This window comes from Streptomyces sp. Go-475 (assembly GCF_003330845.1).
In the GTDB taxonomy this organism is placed as follows: Bacteria; Actinomycetota; Actinomycetes; order Streptomycetales; family Streptomycetaceae; genus Streptomyces.
In genome coordinates, this window is the sequence record NZ_CP026121.1 from 7316437 (window position 1) to 7337918 (window position 21482).

The window sequence follows — 21482 nt, forward strand, 5'->3', positions numbered from 1 at the left end:
AACCAGTCGCCGGGACGCTCAGCGCTTGGCATATTCGCGGAAACCACGGCCGGTCTTGCGGCCGAGGCAGCCCGCGGCCACCAGGTGCTCCAGCAGGGGCGCCGGGGCGAGGCCCGGGTCGCGGAACTCGCGGTGCAGGACCTTCTCGATGGCGAGCGAGACGTCCAGCCCGACGACGTCCAGCAACTCGAACGGGCCCATCGGGTAGCCGCCGCCCAGCTTCATCGCCGCGTCGATGTCGTCGAGGGACGCGTAGTGCTCCTGGACCATCTTGATCGCGTTGTTCAGGTACGGGAACAGCAGCGCGTTCACGATGAAACCGGCGCGGTCCCCGCAGTCGACGGCGTGCTTCCTGATCCTGCCGCAGACCTCGCGGACCGTCGCGTGGACGTCGTCGGCGGTCAGCACCGTCCGGACGACCTCGACCAGCTTCATGGCCGGCGCCGGGTTGAAGAAGTGCATGCCGATCACGTCCTGCGGACGCGCGGTGGCCCGGGCGCAGGCGACGACCGGCAGGGACGAGGTGGTGGTGGCCAGGACCGCGCCCGGCTTGCAGACCTTGTCCAGCGCGGCGAACAGCTGCCGCTTGACCTCCAGGTCCTCGGCGACCGCCTCGACGGCCAGGTCCACGTCCGCGAAGTCGTCGTACGTGCCCGTGGCGGTGATGCGGTCCAGGGTCTCGGCGGCGGCCTCGGCGGTCATCCGGCCCTTGTCGACCGAGCGGGCCAGGGACTTGCCGATCCGGGCCTTGGCGGCCTGCGCCTTCTCCTCGCTGCGGGCCGCCAGCACGACCTCGTACCCGGCCTTGGCGAAGACCTCGGCGATACCGGAGGCCATCGTCCCGGAGCCGGCGACACCGACCGAGCGGACCGTGCGGCCGGCGACCGTGTCGCCGCCCTCCTGCGGGGTGAGCGCGTCCGGCACGACCGTGCCGCTGCCCGGCGCCTCGTACGTGTAGAAACCGCGCCCCGCCTTGCGGCCGGTCAGACCCGCTTCGCTGAGCTGCTTGAGGATGGGCGCGGGGGCGTGCAGCCGGTCGCGGGAGGCGGCGTACATGGCCTCCAGGACCGTGCGGGCGGTGTCGACGCCGATCAGGTCGAGCAGCGCCAGCGGACCCATGGGCAGACCGCAGCCGAGCCGCATCGCGGCGTCGATGTCCTCGCGGGAGGCGTACTTCGCCTCGTACATCGCGGCGGCCTGGTTCAGGTAGCCGAACAGCAGGCCGTCGGCGACGAAACCGGGCCGGTCGCCGACCGCGACGGGCTCCTTGCCCAGGTCGAGCGCGAGGTCGGTGACCGCCGTGACGGCCGCCGGGGCGGTCAGCACCGAGGAGACGACCTCGACCAGGCGCATCGCCGGGGCCGGGTTGAAGAAGTGCAGGCCCAGCACCCGCTCGGGACGCGCCGAGTCGGCGGCCAGCCGGGTGACGGACAGGGCGTTGGTGCCGGTCGCCAGGATGGTCTCGGGGCGCACGATCCCGTCGAGCTCCCGGAAGATCTGCTGCTTGACCTCGTACGACTCCGGCGCGACCTCGATGACCAGGTCGGCGTCGGCCGCCGCCCGCAGGTCGGCGGAGGTGCGGACGCGGCCCAGGATCTCGGCGCGCTCCTGCTCGGTCAGCCGCCCGCGCTCGACGCCACGGGCCGTGGAGGCCTCCAGGGCGGCGACGCACTTCGCGGCCTGGGCCTCGCTGATGTCGATGCCGACGACCTCGCGGCCGGCCTTGGCGAGGACCTCGGCGATGCCGGTGCCCATCGTGCCGAGGCCGACGACGGCGACGGTCCGCAGCGGGGACAGGGACGGGTCGGAAAGGGGAGTGGCCATCGCGGGACTCCAGGATGAGGGTGACGACGGGGAACGCCGCCCGGGTGCGCCGAAGACGGCCGGCGGGAAGCCGGACGCCGGGCGCACCGGGTGCGTGTGAAGTGTGGGTGTGGGCCGGGCTGCGAGCGCACACGCCCGGTGCCGTCTCCACGGGCGTGCACACGCCCGGAGAGCATCGGCCGTTCCGACCGGCCCTGTCCCGGGGCCGAGCCGTACTGCGGTACCTGAGGCACCGAACCGACTGCTCTCACGGTGGCCGCGTCACCAGACCACCGCGAGGAATGCGAGTGGGTAACTCGCTCGTCTGAGCTTAACTGGCGGGTAACGAGCGCGCCAGTCCCCGTGTTTGTGATGTACGTCCCGCGCGGCTCGCGGCCCGCCTAACCTCTCAGTCATGGACGAAGAGTTGCGATCACTCACGGAGCGCTTACGGCAGGAGTCGGGGGCGTCGCCCGCGTTCGAGCGGCTCGTGGCGACCGACGACCTCGACGCCCTGGCGGCGGTGCTGACCGAACCCGGGCAACCGCTCTGGGCGCGGGAGCTGGCCGCGTTCCGGCTCGGTCTCGCGGGGGACCGGCGGGCCTTCGAGGCCCTGGTGCTGCTGCTCAACCACCGCGATCCACCGCGCTGCGCCTCCGCCGCGTACGCACTGGCCCGGCTCGGCGACCCGCGCACCGCCCGCGCGGCCGCCGCCCTCGCCACCAACGAGCTGCGCGTCGCCTACGCCCTGCACCCCGTGCGGCTCCTGGTCGAGCTGCGTGCCCCCGAGGCCGTACCCGCGCTGATCACCACCCTGCAGCGCCGGCTGCGCCCGCACGACCCGTACCGCCGTGTGGCCCTCGCCTGCGTGGACGGACTGGGCGCGCTCGGGGACGGCCGGGCCAGACCGGTGCTGAACGAGGCCCTGGCGCATCCGGCGCTCGCCGAGGCGGCGGTGCGGGCGCTGGGGCGGATCCCGAGGCAGCGGTGAGGACTCGTCAGTCGGGGAGTCCCTTCGCGTACCGCACCTCCGGGACCTCGGCCCCGGCCACCGCGAAGGGCTCCTCGGTGCCGTCCGCGCGGAAGCCCGCCCGTTCGTAGAAGCGGCGGGCCCGGGCGTTCTCCTTGAGCACCCACAGGAGCACACGGCCGTGGCCCGCGGCGGCGCAGCGCGCGACCGACTCGGCGAGCAGCGCCCGCCCCGCGCCTCGTCCCACCTGCTCCGGATGGACGTAAAGGGCGTACAACTCGGCGTCTTCGGTGAGAACTTCGCCGTCCCGGTAGGGGCCGTGGCACGACCAGCCGATGACTTCGCCCGCGGTGTCCTCGGCGACCAGGTTCCGCACACTGCCGTCGGACCGCGCGAGACGCGCGCGCCGCCGCTCGGCGTCCGCCGCGACGCTGAGTCCGTCCAGGTACGGCTGCGGGATCAGGCCCCGGTAGGCGGTCTGCCAGCCGCGGACGCGGATCTCCGCGACGCGGTCGCAGTCGGCGAGCGTCATCTCCCGGATCCGGAGACCGTTCATTCCGCCACCACCGCGAACGCCTCGACCTCCAGCAGGAACTCGGGGCGGACCAGCCCCGCGACCCGCACCGCCGACGCCGCCGGCAGCCGGTCGTCGGGTATGTGCTCGGCGCGGGCGGCCCGGATCGCGGGCATGTGGGCCATGTCCGTGACGAAATAGGTCAGTTTGACGACGTCGTCGAAGGTCGCCCCGGCGGCGGCCAGGCAGCGCCGGAGGTTCTCGAAGACCTGGCGGGCCTGTGCCGCCGGGTCGCCCTCGCCGACCGGTTCGCCCCGCTCGTCGAGCGCGAGCTGACCGGAGACCGCCACGAAACGGCCCGTGCCCATGACCACGTGGCTGTACTGGGCCGCGGCGGCCACTCCGGCGGGGGCGGGGATCCTCGTCAGCTCACTCATGGGTCCATGGTGGACCATGGGTCTGACAGGGCCCGCCCCCGACGGACGGGCCGTCAACCGCTCAGCCGCGGAAGCCGAGCAGGCCGTGCAGCGTCGAGCCCTTCGCGGAGGCCGACCCGGCCTTCGCCGAGGGCCCCTCGGCCGACGCCGCCGGCTTCGGGTCCGGCAGCGCCGCGCACACCGCGTCCGCCTCGCCGTACCCGCGCGGCACGGTGCCGTCGGTCAGGTACGCCGCCAGGTGCTTGTCCAGGCAGGCGTTGCCGCTCAGCGTGATGCCGTGGTTGCCGCCGCCCTCCTCGACCACCAGGCTGGAGCGGGCCAGCAGGTGGTGGACGGTGACGCCGCCCTGGTACGGGGTGGCCGCGTCGCCGGTCGCCTGGAACAGCAGCACGGGCGGCAGCTTGCCGTTGGCGACGTTCACCGGGCGCAGCGAGTCCGTCGGCCAGAACGCGCACGGCGCGTTGTACCAGGCGTTGTTCCAGGTCATGAACGGTGCCTTCTCGTGCACCGCCCAGTTGTCCTTGCGCCACTGCCGCCAGTCGCGCGGCCAGCCGACGTCCCGGCACTGCACCGAGGTGTAGATGCTGTAGCCGTTGTCGCCGGAGGCGTCCACCGCGCCGAAGTTTTCGTACGCGTCGACCAGCGGCTCGGGGTCCTTGTCGTTCACGTACGCCGCGAACGCCTCCGCCAGGTCCGGCCAGTAGCCGTTGTAGTAGCCGCCCGGGATGAAGGTGTCCTCCAGCTCCGAGGCGCCCACCGAGCCGCCGGCCGGCTTCTTCGCCACGGCGGACCGCATCGCGTACCACTTGGCCTCGACCTTCTCCGGATCGGTGCCGAGCCGGTACGTCGCGTCGTGCTCGGCGACCCAGGCCAGGAAGGCGCGGTGGCGGTCGTTGAAGGCCACGTCCTGGTTGAGGTTGGCCTCGTACCAGACGTCCGTGGGGTCGACCACCGAGTCCAGGACCAGGCGGCGCACCCGCTCCGGGAAGAACTTGGCGTAGACCGCGCCCAGGTAGGTGCCGTACGAGTAGCCGAAGTAGTTGATCTTCTTCGCGCCCAGGGCCTGCCGGATCGCGTCCATGTCCCGTACGGCGCTCGTGGTGTTGACGTACGGCAGCAGGTGCCCGTACTTCTCGCCGCAGGCGGCGGCGAAGGACTTGGCGCGGTCGAGGTTGGCCTTCTCGATCGCGGGCGTGCTGGGCAGCGAGTTCGGGCGGACCGGGGCGAAGTGGCCCGGCTTGCAGTCCAGGGCGGGCTCGCTCGCTCCCACGCCGCGCGGGTCGAAGCCGATGACGTCGTACTGGGCCGCGACCTCCTTCGGCAGCGCGGACGCGACGAACCCGGCGAGCGTCAGACCGCTGCCGCCGGGACCGCCCGGGTTGACCAGGAGCGGGCCCTGGTAGGTCTTGGCGGTGTGCGGGACGCGGGACAGGGCGAGGGTGATCTGCTTCCCGTGCGGCCTGCGGTGGTCGAGCGGCACCTTCAGCGACGCGCACTGCAGCGTCGGGTAGTTGTCGGTGGCGCAGTTCTTCCAGGTGAGCTTCGCGGTCTGTACGGAGCCGGCGGTGCCGGGTGCGTTCGCCTCGGCGGGAACGGCCGTGAAGGCCCCGGCCATGACGACGGCGGCGCCGCACAGCGCGGCTGCGCGTTTTCTCATGGAGTCCTCCCAGGACGGCGGGATGTCGGGCCGCGAGGGTCACCGTCCTCGCCGCATCGTCCCGGAAAGCGGTCCCGGAAGAACTCATTCCGTCAAATTGATGACCCAGTTGGATCTTCGGATGCGCTCGTATGCTCCTAAATGAGCGAGAGTTGGGTCGGCCCGGACACCGGCGGCTCCTTTGCCGGCTCGGGGGGCCGGATCCGCCGCGGCATCCCCGCGCGCGTGGGTCCGATGCCGTACTCCTCGGCCAGTTCGTGCACCTGACGGGTGATCCGGCGCTGGTACCACTTCGGGGCGTAGGAGCCCTCCGCGTACAGCCGCTCGTAGCGCGGCACCAGGTGCGGGTGGTGCTGTCCCAGCCAGGTCATGAACCACTCGCGGGCGCCGGGCCGCAGGTGCAGCACCAGGGGCGTGACGGACGTGGCGCCCGAGGCCGCAATCGCCCGTACGGTGGCGCGCAGTTGGGCCGGCTGGTCGCTCAGGAACGGGATCACCGGCGCCATCAGCACACCGCAGCCGATGCCGTGCTCGCCGAAGGTCCGCACGACCTCGAGGCGCCGCTCCGGCGCGGGCGTGCCCGGCTCGACGGTGCGCCACAGCTCCTGGTCGGTGAAGCCGACCGAGACGGAGATGCCCACGTCGGTCACCTCGGCGGCCTGCCTGATCAGGTCCAGATCGCGAAGGATCAGCGTGCCCTTGGTCAGGATCGAGAAGGGGTTCGCGTGGTCGCGCAGGGCCGAGATGATGCCCGGCATCAGGCGGTAGCGGCCCTCGGCGCGCTGGTAGCAGTCGACGTTCGTGCCCATCGCGATGTGCTCGCCCTGCCAGCGGTGCGAGCCGAGCTGCCGGCGCAGCAGCTCCGGGGCGTTGATCTTGACGACGATCTGGCTGTCGAAGCCGAGTCCCGTGTCGAGGTCGAGGTAGCTGTGCGTCTTGCGCGCGAAGCAGTACACGCACGCGTGCGTGCAGCCCCGGTAGGGGTTGACCGTCCACTGGAACGACATCCGGGAGACCGCCGGCACCCGGTTGATGATCGAGCGGGCCCGGATCTCGTGGAACGTGATCCCGGCGAACTCCGGCGTGTCGAAGGTGCGGGTCGTCACCGCGTCCGCGCCGAACAGCGCGGCATCGGCCCGGCTGTGTTCGGAGTCCACTGCGAGGTTCTCCCAGCGCATGACGCCTCCTCGGTAGCACTGCCCACAGAATAGAACACATGTTCCCTTGATCGTGCGAGGGTGTTTTCCGAACGTGTTCGACCGGGTTGGGCCCCCCCGATTTGGGCGGCCGGGCGGCGGGGTGGTTGGCTTGCCCCGACCCCCGAGCAACCATGTCCTGGAGGAAAGCGATGGCGCAGGTCGAAGCCACTACGGAGCGGATCGTCGCGGCGGACGCGGAGACGGTGTTCGACGCCCTCGCCGACTACAGCGGCACGCGCGCGAAGCTGCTGCCCGAGCAGTTCAGCGAGTACGAGGTCCGGGAGGGCGGCGACGGCGAGGGCACCCTCGTCCACTGGCGGCTCCAGGCCACCAGCAAGCGCGTGCGCGACTGCCTGCTGGAGGTCACCGAGCCCACCGACGGCGAGCTGGTCGAGAAGGACCGCAACTCCTCCATGGTCACCACCTGGCGGGTCACCCCGGCCGGGGAGGGCAAGTCCCGCGTCGTCGTGACCACCACCTGGACCGGCGCGGGCGGCATCGGCGGCTTCTTCGAGAAGACGTTCGCGCCCAAGGGGCTCGGCCGGATCTACGACGCGGTGCTCGCCAGGCTCGCCGCCGAGGTCGAGAAGTAGCCGCTCCCAAGGCCCGGATCCCTCGGGGCCGTTGGGCCCCTCACCGGTTCGGGTGATCTCCGTACGGCTCGCTCCTGTGCCGTAACTCGTCGCGCTTGCTCGTAGTTGTCGCTTTTACGCGGGAATTGTGCGGCAGCGCGACGAGGGGAGCGGTAGGTGGGCGGTATCACTCTGGCGCAGGACGAACCGGCGGTAGCACCTCCCGACGCCCCCGCACCACCATCGACCGCGGAAGCCCGACCGAGCCCGTGGCGGGTGCGGTTGGTCTTCCTCGCGCTGCTGCCGGCCCTGCTCCTGGCCGCCCTGGAGCAGATGATCGTCGCCACCGCGCTCCCGGAGATCGTCGGCGAGCTGCACGGTGCGGACCGGATGTCCTGGGCGATCACGGCCTACCTGCTCACCGCCACCGTCGGACTGCCCGTCTACGGCAAGCTCGGCGATCTCCTCGGCCGCAAGGGCGTCTTCCAGTTCGCCGTGGTCGTCTTCGTCGCCGGCTCCGCGCTCGCGGGCCGGGCGCAGACCATGGACCAGCTGATCGCGTTCCGCGCCCTGCAGGGCGCCGGCGCGGGCGGCCTCATGATCGGCGTGCAGACGATCATCGCCGACATCGCGCCGCCCCGGCAGCGCGGCCGCTACCTGGGCCTGATCGGCGCCGCCTTCGGTCTCGCCTCCGTGGCCGGCCCCCTGCTCGGCGGCTACTTCGCGGACCACCTCTCCTGGCGCTGGTGCTTCTACGTCAACGTGCCCTTCGGCCTGGTCACCCTCGCCGTCGTCGCCCTCGCGCTGAAACTCCCGAAACCGGCCGCCAGGGCCCGGCTGGACATCCTCGGCGCGCTGCTGCTGACCGCCGCCTCCACCTGCCTGGTCCTGCTGACCACCTGGGGCGGCACGGAGCACGCCTGGGACTCGCGCGTGATCCTCGGCCTCGGCGCCGGAGCGGCCGCGGCGACCGTCCTCTTCCTCGTCGTCGAGCGCTTCGCCGCCGAACCCCTCATGCCGCTGCGGCTGTTCCGGGACTCCGTCTTCACCGTCACCGGCCTCGTCGGCCTGGTGATCGGCGTCGCGCTCTTCGGCGCCGCCGGCTACCTGCCGACCTACCTGCAGATGGTCGACGGGGTCTCCGCCACCGAGTCGGGCCTGCTCATGCTGCCGATGACGGCCGGCATCGTCGGCGCCTCGGTCGTCGCCGGACAGCTCATCAGCCACACCGGCCGCTACAAGGCCTACCCGATCCTCGGCTGTGCCCTCTCCGTGGCCGGCCTGTGGCTGCTCTCCCGCCTGGAGGCCGACACGCCCCGGCTGCACTTCGGCATCTGGACGGCCGTCCTCGGCGCCGGGATCGGCATGGTGATGCCGGTGCTGATCCTCGCCGTGCAGAACTCCGTGCGCCCGGCCGACCTGTCGACCGCCACCAGCGCCAACAACTACTTCCGGCAGATCGGCGGCAGCGTCGGAGCCGCCGTCTGCGGCACGCTCCTCGCGGAACGGCTCACCGACGCCCTGGCCGACCGCCCGCCCACGCGCGCGGGGACCCCGCTGCCCGACCCGGAGTCCCTCACCCCGCGGCTGGTGCACTCCCTGCCCCCGGCCCTGCGCGACGACTACGTCCGGGCCTACGCCGACACCATGCCGCGGATCTTCCTCTACCTGGTGCCGGTGCTCGTCCTCGGACTCGTCATCGCCTTCTTCCTCAAGGAGAAACCCCTGGTGTCCCACAACGCCTCCGTCACCGACCCGGACACGGCACCGGGGAACGCCCCGATCCCGCAGGCGCGCGGCGCGTACACCGCCGGCGTGCCCGTCTGCGGCTCGGTGCAGCACCACGACGGGACCGTCGTGCCCCGCGCGGCGCTCACGCTGATCGACGTCACCGGACGGCAGACCGGGCGCGGCGCGAGCGGCGAGGACGGACGCTACGCGCTGGCCACCCCGGGCCCGGGCTCGTACGTGCTGATCGCCGCGGCGGGCGGCCACCAGCCGCAGGCGGTCTCCGTCACCGTCGGCGAACGCCCCGTCGAACTCGACATCGTCCTCGGCGGCGCCGGGAACCTCGTCGGCAGCGTGGTCACCGCCGACGGCACGCCCGTGCGCGACGCCACCGTCACCCTCACCAACGCGCACGGCGAGGTCGTCGCCACCACCCGCAGCGGCCGCGAGGGCGGTTACGTCATCACCGAGCTGGTGGCCGGCGAGTACACCCTCGCCGCCAGCGCGCCCGCCTTCCGCCCGGCCGCGCTCCCCGTCACCGTCCAGGCCGCCCGCGAGACCCGCCGGGACATCGAGCTGGCCGGTGGCGCCGTGCTGCGGGGCACCGTCCGGGCGGGCGGCGGACGGCCGGTGGAGGACGCGCGGGTGACCCTGCTGGATGTGGGCGGCAACGTCATCGACACCCTCACCACCGGCGCCGACGGCACCTTCCGCTTCGTCGACCTGGCCTCCGGGGAGTACACCGTCATCGCCGCCGGCTACCCGCCCGTCGCCACCGTCCTCCAGGTGGCCGGCGGCGGACGCACCGAGCGGGATCTGCAACTGGGGCACGAGGACTGAACGGCGCGGGCGCGCGGGGTCGTACGCCGGTGCGCACCCCGCGCGAGCAATTCCCGCGTTGACTCACCTCACGCCCGGCGGGAGCCGTACGGTGGTGACGCTGGCACAGATCTTGCGGATCCGTGGGGAGAGAGGGCCTGGGCCATGGACCGTGGCACCGAGACGGACACCACCCCCAGCCCCGGGGCTGGGCGCGGCGCGGTGACGGAAGCCGGCGAGCCCGGCCGGGTCCCGCTGGCCGTGGTCGTCGTCGACCGCGAGGGCCTCGTGTCCCACTGGAGCCGGGGCGCACGGCGCCTGTTCGGCGTCCCGAAGGAAGAGGCGATCGGCCGCCCGGCCCTCGACCTGCTGCCCGTCTCCGGCGCCCTGGCCGAGGGGCAGGACCCGGCCCCGTACGACGACGACGGCCTCGGACCCGACCTCGAATCCTCCCTGGACGGCGGGCTCTCCTACCCGGCGGCGGGCCGCGCCCGCCTCGCCGCGCCCGGCCGGGAGCGGGCCGACGTCCTGTGGTGGGCCTATCCGCTGGTCGGTCCCGGACCCGAGCGGCTGCTCGTGCTCGCCGCCGACGCGGACGGGCTGCGGCCCTGCGACGGGACCTTCGAGCGGATCGCGCCCGGCTTCGCCCTGCACACCGACTTCCCCGGCGCGGAGGACCTCGCCCGCCGGCTCCCGGAGATCCTGCCCAGCATGAGCGTCGGCGAGAGCGCCCGCATCGTCGCGCAGGTCCTCGAACTCGGCTACCCCGTCCTGGAGTTCAGCCAGAACGACCGGGTGCCCGTCACCCCCGACTGGGGCGTGGCCCGGCGTGCCGAGCGCAGGGCGCGCCGCGAGCGGGCCGCGCGGGCCCGGGCCGCGGGGCAGCCCGTCCCCGAGGAACTGCGCGACGAAGGCGAGGATCTGGAGTACGCCGCCGTCCGCGAGCGCCTGGAGTTCCTCAACGAGGTCAGCGGCCGCATCGGCACCTCCCTCGACCTGTCCCGCACGATCACCGAGGTCAGCAGGGCGGTCGTGCCGCGCTTCACGGACGTCGCGGGCACCTATCTGCGCGAACAGGTCGTCGCGGGCGAGGGCTTCCCCGAGGGCGTGCCCGACACGACGACCCTGTGGCACCGGGTCGCCGTCGAGCACACCGACGAGCCCGGCCGCTGGGACGACGTCGTGCCCGTCGGCGAGGCCATGCCCTTCCCGGCGCACACGCCGTTCTTCCAGTGCATGACCAGCGGCGAACCCGTGCTCGTGCCGCGCATCAGCGAGGAGATGGGGCACGCCATCGCCGCGCAGTTCGAGAAGCGCGACATCCGGCCGCTCATCACGGGCCGCTCCATGCTCGTCGTACCGCTGAAGGCGCGCAACGTCGTCCTCGGCTTCATGATCCTGCTGCGCCACCCGGAGCGGCCCGTCTTCAACGACATGGACCGCGTCACCGGCGCCGAACTCGCCGCCCGCGCGGGCCTGGTGCTCGACAACGCGCGCATGTACACGTTCCAGGAGAACGTCGCCGAGACGCTCCAGGACAGCATGCTGCCGCACATCCCGCCCCGCATGCCGGGCTGCGACATCGCCACCCGCTATCTGCCGGGCACGCTGCTCGGACGGGTCGGCGGCGACTGGTTCGACGCGGTGAAGCTGCACGGCGGGCGCACGGCGCTCGTCGTCGGCGACGTCATGGGCCACGGCCTGAACTCGGCCGCGATGATGGGACAGTTGCGCACGGCCGTGCAGACCATGGCCGGGCTCGACCTGCCGCCCGCCCAGCTGCTGCGCAACCTCGACGACCTCGCCCAGCGCCTCGGCGACACCTACCTCGCGACCTGTCTGTACGGCGTCTACGACCCGATCGCGAGCGAACTCCACCTCGCCAACGCCGGGCACGTCCCGCCCGTCCTGGTCCGGGCCGAGGACGGCCGCAGCGAGCTGCTGGACCTGCCCACGGGCGCGCCCATCGGTGTCGGGGGAGTGCCCTTCGAGGCGGTCCGGGTGCGCGTCGAGCCCGGCGACCGGCTGGTGATGTGCACCGACGGGCTGGTGGAGGTGCGCGGCGAGGACATCGGCGTGGGCCTGGCGACCCTCTGCGAGTCCGCCGCCCATCCGGCCGCGTCCATGGACGAGGCGTGCGACACGATCATCCGCGCCCTCAACACGCGGGGCGGCCGCAAGGACGACGTGGCGCTGCTGATGGCCCGCCTCAACGGCATCGAGCCGGACGACGTGGCCGAATGGCGCCTGGCCCTCGACCCGGCCGAGGTGGGCCGGGCCCGCGCCGCGGTCCGCGAGCAACTGCACGACTGGGGCCTGGCGAAGCTGGTCGCGTCCGCCGAGCTGATGGTCGGCGAACTCGTCACCAACGCCGTACGGCACTCCCACGCCCACCCCGTCGAACTGCGCCTGGTCCGCGGCGACACGCTGCTGTGCGAGGTGCACGACGACGACCACGAACTGCCCACGCTGACGGACGCGGGCCCGCTCGACGACGCCGGACGCGGTCTGCGCGTGGTCAGCACCCTGTCCCGCGAGTGGGGGACCAGCCGGACCAAGGCCGGCAAGACGGTGTGGTTCGAGCTGACCCTGCCGCGCCGCTGAGCACCACCGCGTCGAACGCGAGGTGAAGGAACGCGCCGCGTCCTTGTGGCCGCGACCGGGGCGCGGTACACCGTACTCGCCCGTCACTCATGGCGGGAACCGTTCGCACCCTGGGGAGTCGGACATGAGCGTGACGAGTCGGTACCGGGAGTCCTGGGAGGGGTTCTGGCGTGAGGCGTCCGACGAACCCGGGGCGGTGATCTGGGACGCCGAACCGGCCCTGACCGCCGGTCCCCACCTCGCCCTGTTCGAACCGCACCTGGCCGACCCCGCGCTGCCGCTGGTGGACCTCGGCTGCGGCAACGGCACCCAGACCCGTTACCTCGCCGACCGCTTCCCGCGGGTCCTGGGCGCCGATCTGTCCGCCGCGGCCCTCGACCACGCCCGGCGGGCCGACCCGGCGGGACAGGCGACCTACCGGCAACTGGACGCCGCCGAGAAGAGCGAGACCCAGGCCCTGCACGCGGAACTCGGCGACGCCAACGTCTATGTGCGGGGCGTCCTGCACCAGTGCGAGCCGGACGACCGGCAGGCGCTCGTGGACGGCGTCGCCACGCTGGTCGGCGACCGCGGCCGCGCCCTCCTCGTGGAGCTCTCGGGGGACGCCAAGCCGGTGCTCATGGCCCTGGCGAGCGGCCCGGCCGGTCCGCCGCCCAAGCTCGCGCCCGTGTTCCGGCACGGCATCGCGCCCGGCGAGGTCTCGGACGACGCCGTCCCCGAGTACCTGCGCGCCGCGGGGCTCACCGTCCTCGCGAGCGGCGAACTCCCGCTGAGCACCACCGAGTACCGCCCCGACGGCACCCGCGTGGAGCTGCCGTCGCGGTGGGTGGTGGCGGGGCGCACGGGCTGACCGAGGCGCTCCTGCCCCGCCGCTTCGGCCGGCTCCGGCACGGACCCTGGTGACCTTGGTTTTTGTCGGTGTACGGTCACTGGTGCGCCGTTCTGTCCGTGCACCTGCCTCGCCGTCCGGAGGACAGTCATGCCGTTGCCCTGGGTCCGGATGCTCGTCGCGTCGGCGGCGTCGCTGCTGCTGCTCGGCACGTCGGCCGTCGCCACCGCCGCGCCCGACCGGGACGGAGTGCGGGCGAGCGTCCACACCGCCGGGCGGGTCCAGGACGCCGGGGACGTCCTCCGGTACAGCTGGCCCGGCGTGTACTTCGAGGGCCGGGTCCGGGGGACCGGCGTCGGAATCGTGCTCGACGACCCGGCCGCCGACTACGACGTCCAGGTCGACGGAACCACCGTCGCGACCCTCGTCACGCCGGGCCGGACCACCCACTGGGTCAGGGGCCTGCGCGACGGCGTGCACACCGTCCGGCTCGTCAAGCGCAACGACACACCCTGGAGCACCAGCGCGTTCGGCGGGTTCGTCGCCGCGCCGGGCGGCGCCGTGCTGAGCAGGCCGGCCGCGCGGAGCCGCCAGATCGAGTTCGTCGGCGACTCCCTCACCGCGGGCTACGGCAACCTCTCGACGTCCCGCGACTGCGACGGCGAGCAGCTCAAGCGCACCACCAACGCGGACGTGAGCTACGGCGCCCTCACCGCCCGGCGGCTGAAGGCCGACTACCAGCTCAACGCCTACTCGGGCCTGGGCATGGTGCGCAACTACAACGGCGGCTCCCCGGAGGTGAACTACCGCACCTTCTACGATCGCGCGCTGCTGAACGTGCCGGGCGACGTCTGGCAGAACCCGGGCACCTGGCGGCCGCAGCTCGTCGTGGTGTACCTCGGCACGAACGACTTCTCCACGCCCGTCAACCCCGGGGAGCCGTGGACGGACGAGAGCCTCGCCGCCGCCTACCGCAGCGCCTACCGCGGCTTCCTGGAGAAACTGCGCACGCGCTACGGCCCTGGGACCACCCTCCTGGCCGTCGGCGCCGGCCCGTTCGCCGGACACGTCGAGCAGGTCGTCCAGGACCGCACCGCCGCCGGCGACCGCCGGGTCCGCCACTGGTCCCCCGACGCCACCGGCCTGGACCACACCGGCTGCCACTGGCACTACTCGGCCCGCGACCACCGGCTCCTCGCCGACCGGCTCACCGCGTTCATCAGCGACCTGCCGATACGGTGGTGACCACCTCGTAGCCGGTTCCGCCCGCAGCGCGTAACGTGACGAACCATGAAGATCTGCACCCGGGACGGCTCGTCATGAGAATCCTCATCAGCGCGGACATGGAGGGCGCCACCGGAGTCACCTGGCCGGACGACGTGCTGCCGGGCGCCTCGCAGTGGGAGCGCTGCCGCTCGCTGTTCACCTCCGACGTCAACGCCGCCGTGCTCGGCTTCCACGACGGCGGCGCCGACGAGGTGGTCATCAACGAGGCGCACTCGACGATGCGCAACCTGCTGCTGGAGCAGCTGGACGAACGGGCCCAGTTGCTCACCGGGCGGCACAAGGCGCTGTCCATGGTGGAGGGCGTGCAGTACGGCGACGTCGACGGTGTCGCGTTCGTCGGCTACCACGCGGGCGCCGGCATGGAGGGCGTCCTCGCCCACACCTACCTGGCCAACTCCATCACGGGCGTGTGGCTGAACGACGTACGGGCGAGTGAGGGGCTGCTCAACGCGCGGGTCGCGGCCGAGTTCGGGGTGCCGGTCGTGCTGGTCACCGGGGACGACGTGGCCTGCGAGGACGCGCTCGGGTACGCGCCCGGGGCGCTGAAGGTCGCCGTCAAGGACCACGTGTCCCGGTACGCGGCCGTGTGCCGCCCGCCCGCGCGCACCGCGGCCGACATCCGGGCCGCCGCCAAGGAGGCCGCCGCGCTGGCGGTGCGTCACGAGCCGGTGCGCGGCGGGCCGTTCACCGTCGCCGTGGAGTTCGACGCGGAGCACCTGGCGATGGCCGCGACGGTCGTACCGGGTGTGGACCGGATCGCCGAGCGGAAGGTGGCGTACACGAGCGGGACCATGTACGAGGGCATCCGCGCCTTCAAGGCGGTCACCACGATCGTCGCGGCCGCGGTGGAGGAGCAGTATGGCTGAGCGGGTGGACGGGCAGGCGCTGGAGGAGGTCGTGACGTTCACGTCCGACCTCGTCCGGATCGACACCACCAACCGGGGCGGCGGCGACTGCCGGGAGCGGCCCGCCGCCGAGTACGCCGCCGCGCGGCTCGCCGACGCCGGGATCGAGCCGACGCTCCTGGAACGCACCCCGGGCCGCACCAACGTCGTCGCCCGCGTCGAGGGCGCCGACCCCACGGCCGGCGCGCTGCTCCTCCACGGCCATCTGGACGTCGTACCGGCCGAGGCCGCCGACTGGAGCGTGCACCCGTTCTCCGGGGAGGTCCGCGACGGGATCCTCTGGGGGCGCGGCGCCGTCGACATGAAGGACATGGACGCGATGATCCTGGCCGTGGTGCGCTCCTGGGCCCGCCGGGGCGTGCGGCCCCGGCGGGACATCGTCATCGCGTTCACCGCCGACGAGGAGGCCAGTGCCGAGGACGGCGCCGGATTCCTCGCCGACGAGCACGCCGCGCTGTTCGAGGGCTGCACCGAGGGCGTCAGCGAGTCGGGCGGCTTCACGTTCCACGACGGGGCCGGGCGGCAGATCTACCCGATCGCGGCCGGCGAGCGCGGCACCGCATGGCTGAAGCTCACCGCGCGGGGACGCGCCGGACACGGCTCCAAGGTGAACCGGGACAACGCGGTGACGCGCCTCGCGGGGGCGATCGCGCGGATCGGGGCACACGAATGGCCGCTGCGGCTGACCCCGACCGTACGCGCCGCCCTCACCGAACTCGCGGCCGTGTACGGCATCGAGACCGACCTGACCGACGTCGACGCGCTGCTGGACAAGCTCGGCCCGGCCGCGCACCTCGTCGAGCCGACCCTCCGCAACAGCGCCAACCCGACCATGCTGGACGCCGGTTACAAGATCAACGTCATCCCCGGGGAGGCCGTGGCGTACGTCGACGGACGGTATCTGCCGGGCGCCGAGGACGAGTTCCGCGCCACCCTCGACCGGCTCACCGGGCCGGACGTGGAGTGGGAGTTCCACCACCGGGAGGTCGCCCTCCAGGCGCCGGTGGACTCGCCGACGTTCGCCCGGATGCGGGCCGCCGTCGAGGAGTTCGCGCCGGAGGGCCACGTCGTGCCGTTCTGCATGTCCGGCGGCACCGACGCCAAGCAGTTCTCCCGCCTCGGCATCACCGGCTACGGCTTCACCCCGCTGAAGCTGCCGGAGGGCTACGACTACGGCGCCATGTACCACGGGGTCGACGAGCGGGTACCCGTCGAGGCACTGCACTTCGGGGTCCGGGTGCTCGACCGGTTCCTGCGGACCGCCTGAACGAGTGGGGGAGACGGTGCGGACGCTGGCGTACGGGGCGTGGCCCTCGCCCATCGACGCGGCTCTGGCCGCCGCGCACGACGGGCACCCGGAGTACGTGGGCTTCGTCGGCGACGAGGTGTGGTGGACCGAGCCGCGCCCCGCCGAGGGCGGCCGGCGCACCCTGGTGCGGCGGCACGCCGACGGCCGGGAGGAGCCGGTGCTGCCCGCGCCGTGGAACGTGCGCAGCCGGGTCATCGAGTACGGCGGACACCCGTGGGCCGCCCTGGCCGGCGAGGACGGGCCGCTGCTGGTCTTCGTGAACTTCGCCGACCAGCGGCTCTACCGCTGTGAGCCGGGCGGCGAGCCGCGTCCCCTCACGCCGGTGTCCCCGGTGGGCGCGGGCCTGCGCTGGGCGGAGCCGCTGCTCCGGCCGGAGCGGGGCGAGGTGTGGTGCGTGCTGGAGGAGTTCACCGGCGACGGGTCCACCGACGTGCGCCGCGTCCTGGCCGCCGTACCGCTGGACGGGTCCGCCGCCCAGGACCGGGGCGCCGTGCGCGAACTCACCGACGACCGGCACCGGTTCCTGACCGGTCCGCGACTCTCGCCCGACGGGCGGCAGGCGGCCTGGCTCGCCTGGGACCATCCCCGCATGCCCTGGGACGGCACCGAACTGGTCCTCGCCGACATCGGCCCCGACGGCACCCCGCTCGAGCCCCGGACCGTCGCCGGCGGCCCCGGGGAGTCCATCCCGCAGGCCGACTGGACCCACGACGGCCGCCTGCTGCACGTGAGCGACCGCACCGGCTGGTGGAACCTCTACCTCGACGGGGAGCCGCTGTGCCCCCGCGAGGAGGAGTTCGGCGGCCCGCTGTGGAAGCTGGGGTCGAGGTGGTTCACGCCGCTGGAGAGCGGGCTGATCGCCGTCGTGCACGGCCGGGGCGCCACCGCCCTCGGCATCCTGGACCCCGAGACGGGCGAGGTCGTCGACGCGGCCGGGCCCTGGACCGAGTTCGCCCCCACCCTCGCGGCCCACGGCGAGCGGGTCGTCGCCGTCGGGGCCAGCCCGCGCAGCGCCCACGAGGTCGTGGAGCTGGACACGCGCACCGGCCACGCCCGTGTCATCGGCGCCGAGCACGACGACGCCGTGGACCCCGCGTTCTACCCGGAGCCGCAGATCCGCACCTTCACCGGCCCGGACGGGCGGGACATCCACGCCCACATCTACCCGCCGCACCACCCGGCCTGCGTCGCGCCCGGCGACGAGCTGCCGCCGTACGTCATCTGGGCGCACGGCGGCCCCACCGGCCGCGCGGGGCTCGTGCTGGACCTGGAGATCGCCTACTTCACCTCGCGCGGCATCGGCGTCGCCGAGGTCGACTACGGCGGCTCCACCGGATACGGCCGTGAGTACCGCGACCGGCTGCGCGAGCAGTGGGGCGTGGTCGACGTCGAGGACTGCGCCGCCGTCGCCCTGGCCCTCGCCGAGGAGGGCACCGCCGACCGGCACCGGCTCGCCGTCCGCGGCGGCAGCGCGGGCGGCTGGACCGCGGCGGCCTCGCTCACCACGACCGACGTCTACGCCTGCGGCACCATCAAGTACCCCATCCTGGACCTCACCGGCTGGGGCACCGGGGAGACCCACGACTTCGAGTCCCACTACCTGGAGAGCCTGATCGGGCCGCTCGCCGAGGTGCCCGCGCGGTACGCGGAGCGCTCGCCCGCCACCCACGCCGACCGCCTCCGGGTGCCGTTCCTGCTGCTGCAGGGCCTGGACGACGTGATCTGCCCGCCGGTCCAGTGCGAGCGGTTCCTGGCCCGTCTGGAAGGCCGCGAGGTGCCGCACGCCTACCTCGCCTTCGAGGGGGAGGGACACGGCTTCCGCAGGGCGGAGACCATGGTGCGCGCCCTGGAGGCCGAACTCTCCCTGTACGCCCAGGTGTTCCGCCTGAACCCGCTCGGCATCCCGACCCTGCGACTCGCCAAGTGATTCCCTTCGGCATCCCCACCCTGGAGCCCGTCTCGTGAACCCGCTCGTCCGGCCGCCCCGGCTCGCACCCGGTGACCGCGTGGCCGTCGTCGCCCCCAGCGGACCCGTGCCCGAGGAGCGGCTCCAGGCCGGGCTCGACGTCCTGCGCGGCTGGGACCTCGACCCCGTGGCCGCACCCCATGTGCTCGGCCGGCACGGCGCGTTGGGCTATCTGGCCGGCACGGACGAGCAGCGGGCCGCCGACCTGCAGAACGCCTGGTGCGACCCGTCCGTCGCCGCGGTGCTGTGCGCCCGGGGCGGGTACGGGGCGCAGCGCACGGTCGACCTGCTCGACTGGGCGGCGATGCGCCATGCGGGCCCGAAGGTGCTCGCCGGGTTCAGCGACATCACCGTCCTGCACCAGGCGTTCGCCACCCGCCTCGGCCTGGTCACCCTGTACGGGCCCGCGGCGGCCGGTGTCGACTTCCTCAAGAACGCCCGCGCCCAGGAGCACCTGCGGGCCACCCTCTTCGAGCCGGAGTCCGTGCGGACCATCGCCGCCGCGCCCCCGGGCGGTGCCGCACTGGTGCCCGGCCGGGCCCGGGGCGTCACCCTGGGCGGCTGCCTGAGCCTGCTCGCGAGCGACCTCGGCACCCCGCACGCCCACCCCGGCGCGCGCGGCGGGCTGCTGCTGATGGAGGACGTCGGCGAGAGCCCGTACCGGCTGGACCGCTGCCTGACCCAACTCCTGCGCGGCGGCTGGCTGGACGGGGTCGCGGGCATCGTGCTCGGGTCGTGGGCGAGGTGCGGTCCGTACGAGGAGGTGCGCGCGGTCCTCGCCGACCGGCTGGGCCGGCTCGGGGTCCCGGTGGTGGAGGAGTTCGGGTTCGGGCACGGCGAGGGCGCGCTGACGATGCCCCTCGGGGTCGCGGCCGAACTGGACGCGGAGACAGGGACGTTGACGCTCGACGAACCGGCCCTGAGCTGACCGGCACTGCTGAAATCCCGTCAAGAAACCCTCGTTTCGGTGATTGACGCGCCCTGACACGTGTCACACCATGACTACCGGCCGGTACCTACTGGTCGGTATCCGGGTTGTCCGGGTGTCGCCGTCCCCACCGTGGAGGTCCGTGTGTCCCGACGCGCGCCCAGATCCCGCGCACTCGCCCTCGCCCTGGGCGCCGCCCTGGCCGCCCCGCTCGCCCTCACCCCGCCCGCGGCCGCGGCCGCCTCCTACTCCGTCACCCCGCTGAAGTTCACCGTCCAGGCCGGCGGACGGGCCTGCACCGTCGACGCCGACCTCTACCGCCCCACGGGCGTGGACCGCGACCACCCGGCGCCCGCCGTGCTCGGCACGAACGGCTTCGGCGGCAGCAAGTCGGACGGCTCGACGGACACCATCGGCAAGGCCTTCGCCCAGCGCGGCTACGTCTCCCTCGTCTACTCCGGACTCGGCTTCGGCCGTAGCGGCTGCCTCATCTCCCTCGACGACCCGGACATCGACGGCGCCGCCGCCGCGCAGCTGGTGGACTTCCTCGGCGGCAAACGCGCCGCCGACGACGGCACCACCGCCGACTTCGTCACCCTCGACGCCCCCGGCGACCCACGCGTCGGCATGATCGGCGGCTCCTACGGCGGCGCCGTCCAGCTGGCGACGGCCGCCGTCGACCACCGCCTCGACGCACTCGTGCCGATGATCACCTGGAACGACCTGGCCTACTCGCTCGACCCCAACAACGCCGTCGGCGGCGCCGGCGTGCCCGGCGTCTTCAAATGGCAGTGGACCAACGGCTTCTACCTCATGGGCGAGGGCCAGCCGCTGCTCCAGCCCAGCCTCGACCCGTCCCGGATCAACTCCCTCACCTGCCTGCACTTCGTCACCCAGGCCTGCCGCACCGTCCACACCCTCAACTCCGGGAGCTACCCCGCCGACCGGACCGCCGAGCTGCTCGCCTTCGCGCACCGCGTCTCCCCGGTGTCGTACCTGCACCGGGTCAAGGCGCCGACCCTGCTGGTCCAGGGGCAGGCCGACACGCTCTTCAACCTCAACGAGGCGACGGCGACCTACCGGACGCTCGCGGCGCAGGGCACCCCCGTGAAGATGATCTGGCAGTCCTGGGGCCACAGCGGCGGACTCACCGGCCCGGCCACAGGCGAACTCGACCTGTCCCGGGGCAACCTGGAGACCAGCTACGTCGGCCGGCGCGTCCTCGCCTGGTTCGACCGCCACCTGCGCGAGCGGACCCGCGTCGACACCGGACCCGCCTTCGCCTACTACCGCGACTGGATCACCGACCCGGACCGCACCTACGCCACCGCCGACCGCCTCCCCGCCCTCAGCCGCACGCTGTACCTCTCCGGCGACGGCACACTCGTCGACGACCGTGCCAAGGTGGTCCGCGGCAGCCGCGGGTACGCCAACTGGCCGATCCCCACGAGCCACTCGGAGAACTCGCTGGCCGGCCTCCTCGGCGTGCCGGACTCGTCGCCGCGCGACACCAAGGGCACCTACCTCGACTGGACCGGCGCACCGCTGGAACGGCCCCTCGACGTCGTGGGCGCTCCCCGGGCCACGCTGAAGGTCCGCTCCCCGAAGGCCGAACGCACGCAGAACTCCGGCGACGCCGCCGACAAGCTCGTCCTCTTCGCCAAGCTCTACGACGTCGCCCCCGACGGCACCCGCACCCTGGTGCGCCGCCTGGTCGCGCCGGTCCGCGTCCCGGACGTGACCAAGAGCTTCACCGTCACCCTGCCCGGCATCGTGCACCGGTACGAGACGGGGCACCGGCTGCGGTTCGTGATCGCGGCGAGCGACGACGCCTACTTCGGCAACCGGGGGATCAAGCCGGTGACCGTGGTCAGCGGACCGCGGGAGACCGGCGTGCTCCGCCTGCCGGTCGCCGGGCCCTGACCTGAGGAGACGCCGTCGGGGCGGTTACTGTG

General features: G+C 73.2%; 16 protein-coding genes. 11 read left to right on the top strand and 5 right to left on the bottom strand.

Going from position 1 to position 21482, the window contains the following annotated elements; genetic code table 11:
• Positions 1 to 18: 18 nt before the first annotated feature.
• Positions 19 to 1824 (bottom strand): 3-hydroxyacyl-CoA dehydrogenase, encoded by a 1806-nt coding sequence (locus C1703_RS33285; protein WP_114256311.1) that lies wholly within the window; start codon positions 1822 to 1824, stop codon positions 19 to 21.
• Positions 1825 to 2218: 394 nt separating this feature from the next.
• Here C1703_RS33285 and C1703_RS33290 point away from each other — a divergent pair, with 394 nt between their 5' ends.
• Entirely contained in the window at positions 2219 to 2794 is a 576-nt protein-coding gene (locus tag C1703_RS33290) for an adenylosuccinate lyase (protein WP_114256312.1), read from the top strand.
• 7 nt (positions 2795 to 2801) lie between these two features.
• On the opposite strand, the gene C1703_RS33295 is transcribed toward C1703_RS33290, so the two are convergent.
• From C1703_RS33295 to C1703_RS33310, 4 genes are all read right to left on the bottom strand, one after another.
• Entirely contained in the window at positions 2802 to 3329 is a 528-nt protein-coding gene (locus C1703_RS33295; protein WP_114256313.1) for a GNAT family N-acetyltransferase, read from the bottom strand.
• Complete coding sequence (locus tag C1703_RS33300; protein WP_114256314.1) at positions 3326 to 3724, bottom strand: RidA family protein; 399 nt, start codon at positions 3722 to 3724, stop codon at positions 3326 to 3328. Before C1703_RS33300 ends, C1703_RS33295 begins: the two co-directional genes overlap by 4 nt.
• Before the next feature lie 61 nt (positions 3725 to 3785).
• Positions 3786 to 5381, bottom strand: coding sequence for an alpha/beta hydrolase (locus C1703_RS33305; RefSeq protein ID WP_114256315.1), 1596 nt, complete (start codon positions 5379 to 5381; stop codon positions 3786 to 3788).
• 137 nt (positions 5382 to 5518) lie between these two features.
• Complete coding sequence (locus C1703_RS33310; RefSeq protein WP_114256316.1) at positions 5519 to 6559, bottom strand: Rv2578c family radical SAM protein; 1041 nt, start codon at positions 6557 to 6559, stop codon at positions 5519 to 5521.
• A 170-nt stretch (positions 6560 to 6729) separates the two neighbouring features.
• Between C1703_RS33310 and C1703_RS33315 the strand changes: the two genes are divergently transcribed.
• The 10 genes from C1703_RS33315 (at position 6730) to C1703_RS33360 (ending at position 21450) form a co-directional block, all read left to right on the top strand.
• Positions 6730 to 7173 carry an SRPBCC family protein gene (locus tag C1703_RS33315; RefSeq protein ID WP_114256317.1) on the top strand — a complete coding sequence of 148 codons (444 nt, stop codon included), beginning with the start codon at positions 6730 to 6732 and terminating at the stop codon, positions 7171 to 7173.
• 156 nt (positions 7174 to 7329) lie between these two features.
• Positions 7330 to 9720, top strand: coding sequence for an MFS transporter (locus tag C1703_RS33320; protein WP_114256318.1), 2391 nt, complete (start codon positions 7330 to 7332; stop codon positions 9718 to 9720).
• A gap of 144 nt (positions 9721 to 9864) precedes the next feature.
• Positions 9865 to 12303 carry a SpoIIE family protein phosphatase gene (locus C1703_RS33325; RefSeq protein WP_114256319.1) on the top strand — a complete coding sequence of 813 codons (2439 nt, stop codon included), beginning with the start codon at positions 9865 to 9867 and terminating at the stop codon, positions 12301 to 12303.
• Positions 12304 to 12427: 124 nt separating this feature from the next.
• A complete protein-coding gene (locus C1703_RS33330) occupies positions 12428 to 13153 on the top strand; it encodes a class I SAM-dependent methyltransferase (protein WP_114256320.1) in 726 nt (241 codons plus the stop codon).
• Positions 13154 to 13282: 129 nt separating this feature from the next.
• Positions 13283 to 14377 carry an SGNH/GDSL hydrolase family protein gene (locus C1703_RS33335; RefSeq protein ID WP_232840670.1) on the top strand — a complete coding sequence of 365 codons (1095 nt, stop codon included), beginning with the start codon at positions 13283 to 13285 and terminating at the stop codon, positions 14375 to 14377.
• A gap of 74 nt (positions 14378 to 14451) precedes the next feature.
• A complete protein-coding gene (locus C1703_RS33340; RefSeq protein ID WP_114256321.1) occupies positions 14452 to 15285 on the top strand; it encodes a M55 family metallopeptidase in 834 nt (277 codons plus the stop codon).
• Positions 15278 to 16591 carry a M20/M25/M40 family metallo-hydrolase gene (locus tag C1703_RS33345; RefSeq protein WP_114256322.1) on the top strand — a complete coding sequence of 438 codons (1314 nt, stop codon included), beginning with the start codon at positions 15278 to 15280 and terminating at the stop codon, positions 16589 to 16591. The genes C1703_RS33340 and C1703_RS33345 overlap by 8 nt, the downstream gene beginning before the upstream one ends.
• A 4-nt stretch (positions 16592 to 16595) precedes the next feature.
• Positions 16596 to 18560 (top strand): prolyl oligopeptidase family serine peptidase, encoded by a 1965-nt coding sequence (locus tag C1703_RS33350; RefSeq protein ID WP_114256323.1) that lies wholly within the window; start codon positions 16596 to 16598, stop codon positions 18558 to 18560.
• 34 nt (positions 18561 to 18594) lie between these two features.
• Positions 18595 to 19527, top strand: a complete 933-nt coding sequence (locus tag C1703_RS33355; RefSeq protein WP_114256324.1) for an LD-carboxypeptidase — start codon at positions 18595 to 18597, stop codon at positions 19525 to 19527.
• A gap of 144 nt (positions 19528 to 19671) precedes the next feature.
• Positions 19672 to 21450, top strand: coding sequence for a CocE/NonD family hydrolase (locus C1703_RS33360; RefSeq protein ID WP_114256325.1), 1779 nt, complete (start codon positions 19672 to 19674; stop codon positions 21448 to 21450).
• Positions 21451 to 21482: the final 32 nt, after the last annotated feature.